Genomic DNA, 2,251 nt, shown 5'->3' with positions numbered 1-2,251 from the left:
CGTTCCCGTTCCCGTTCCCGTTCCCGTTCCCGTTCCCGTTCCCGTTCCCGTTCCCGTTCCCAGTATTACCGATACGCCTGAATGCCCCACCGTCCAGATGGCTGTCATAGTCGTAGCAGCCCCGGCTATCGAAATAGCCGTAGTATTCGATGTCAGGGCGGTAGGTGGAGTCGATCGCTCCGTCGCCATCGAGATCGGACCAGTCGGTGTAGGCTTTCGAATACCAGTTGTGATCGTTGGAAAGCACCAGCATGCTGCGTGGTGATGTCTCGGCTTGCGCGCTCAGTGGCGGGTAATGCGGCACATCGTCCGCCGCCCACCCCTGATTCGCGCCCATCAACAGCAAGCCGCCCAGCGCCCAGCCCTTAATAGACATAGCGAGCCTCCAGGCGCTGCACGGCACGACCGCCCGGCCCGAATCCGACACTGAACACCCGGAAGAAGTAACGCTGCTCGGTAGCTTCTTCCGCCTGTCCCTTGACCGCGGGATCCACCTCCTGATAGCCATCCACCAGCGACGGCGCAATGCAACCGATCATGTAGCGCGGTGCGGGCATGAAATCGCCGCTGGCGCTGCTATAGAGCGTGAAGTCGGCAACGGCTCCTGCCCTCTCCAATGATTGCCAGTGAGCGTCATTATCGAGGCCGTCCCGCGTCGTGATGTTGTAGCGCTCCCCTCCCGCGTTGCAGAACAGTCCCAGATCCCCGCTGCCATCGATGGCGAGTTCGGCAGAGCGCAACCCGGCCTCGGCGGCCTGGAACGCCATCTGTCGTGCCGCCTCGTTCGCCGAGAGCTGCTGCTGCACACGGGTCGAGTCGCTGATGGCGAGTGCCAGCATCGACACCAACGCCACCATCACGAGGGTCACCAGCAGCGCGGCCCCCCGTTGATTGGCAGGCATCACCGGACGGTTTCCGGAAGGTTGCGAAGGGCGATGGTCGTCTCCAGGCGCGTGCGCGCGCGCCCGTCCTCGAAACTGACGGTTTTGCCTCCCCATGCGAAACTCTGTACGTAGCGCTCGCCGGTAGACTCCGCCGATGCCAGGATCAACGCCAGTCTGACCGCCCTGACCGTGGTCCAGTTGGCGTGTTCCCGCGGCTGGAAGGTATTGGAGTCATCGAGATACTCCCAACGCATCGCCTCCACGTCGTTGAGCAGAGGCAGCGAACGACGCCTCTCACCGGCGGAGAACGAAACCCGACAACGCAGCGTGTGGTCGTCGAGATAAAGCCTGGCAATGGCGATCGAATCGGTGTCGCTGCCGTCAGCGGAAGGGAAAGACGTACCGTCGCAATGCGGCAGCGGCTGGCCGCTCAGTCCGGCGGCACGATAACGAACCCATATTTCGCCATCCTCGTCGGCGGCGACCAGCTGGCCGGCGGCAAAGGAGGGCATCTGGTTATCTTCCGCTGGCGTAAAACCGGGGAACAGCAGGCTCAGGTCCTCCCAGCGATCGCTGTAGCCGGAGAGCCAGACCTGCTGCTGCACCACGCTCAGCGCGAACCGACGGGCATCCTGCACGTCTTCGTTGGCCACCGAGGTCTGATAGCTTCTGCGGCTGGATAGGGTGTAGCTGGTCACCATGAGCACCAGCATCAGGCCGATCAACATCGCGACCATCAGTTCGACCAGCGTGACGCCACGCTGGCGGGCCGGGGGAAATGCCGGGGCGCGGCGACTCACAATACCGTCTCCACCCGCAGGCAGCCGCCATCGGCCATTCCCGAGGCGTCGGCATCCTGCGGGCGGCAGGTCGCATGAGGGTCGCCGTCGGGGAGTCGACGCCAGACGATGGCGAGTTCGGCTTTCAGCAGGTTGTCGTCCAGCTTCAGGATCTTCAGCTGCGCTGAGGCATGGGGGAGCTGGTCGCGCAGCGACGTTAACCAGGCCGTGATCAGGTCGCACAGCCACTGATTGGGGCTCGAGCAACCGGCGGGGGCGCCATCGCTGATCCCCACTCCCTCCGACGCCACCCGGTCCGTTCTCAACTGCTCGATCAGGTTGCCGCTCATGGCGACTGCCGCCGAGCGCCAGCGGGCCTCGACCTCCTCCCGCTGGGTCATCAGTTGCAGCGCACCCACGCCAAGCAGAGCGATGCTCAGCACGAGCAGCGCGATCAACGATTCGATCAGGGTGACGCCCCGCTCGTTTCCTCCGGGACGAACGCGGGATCGCGGCGAGAGGCGACGCGGCTCGAAAGTGGGGCACCGGGGCTGATTGGCGGACACGCGAGACCCTGCAGCGAGTTCG

General features: G+C 64.4%; 4 protein-coding genes. All 4 read right to left on the bottom strand.

The features are described 5' to 3' along the window. Positions 1–376: hypothetical protein (locus AC3AYF_RS20295; RefSeq protein ID WP_487780294.1), on the bottom strand; the 376-nt coding region annotated here is incomplete at its 3' end. Further along, entirely contained in the window at positions 366–902 is a 537-nt protein-coding gene (locus AC3AYF_RS20290) for a pilus assembly PilX family protein (RefSeq protein ID WP_295038914.1), read from the bottom strand. The genes AC3AYF_RS20290 and AC3AYF_RS20295, both read right to left, overlap by 11 nt. After that, a complete protein-coding gene (locus AC3AYF_RS20285; RefSeq protein WP_487780293.1) occupies positions 902–1,684 on the bottom strand; it encodes a PilW family protein in 783 nt (260 codons plus the stop codon). The genes AC3AYF_RS20290 and AC3AYF_RS20285 overlap by 1 nt, the downstream gene beginning before the upstream one ends. Next, the coding region (locus tag AC3AYF_RS20280; protein WP_487780292.1) for a type IV pilus modification PilV family protein at positions 1,681–2,251 on the bottom strand (571 nt) is incomplete at its 5' end. The genes AC3AYF_RS20280 and AC3AYF_RS20285, both read right to left, overlap by 4 nt.

Source organism: Salinicola sp. (genome assembly GCF_982684285.1).
Note: the sequence above shows the minus strand (reverse complement) of the source record. Positions and strands in the feature narration are given on the sequence as shown.

Bases quoted from the DNA above. Each gene is read 5' to 3' on its own strand.
- AC3AYF_RS20290 (WP_295038914.1), bottom strand. From the start codon at position 902: ATGCCTGCCAATCAACGGGGGGCCGCGCTGCTGGTGACCCTCGTGATG.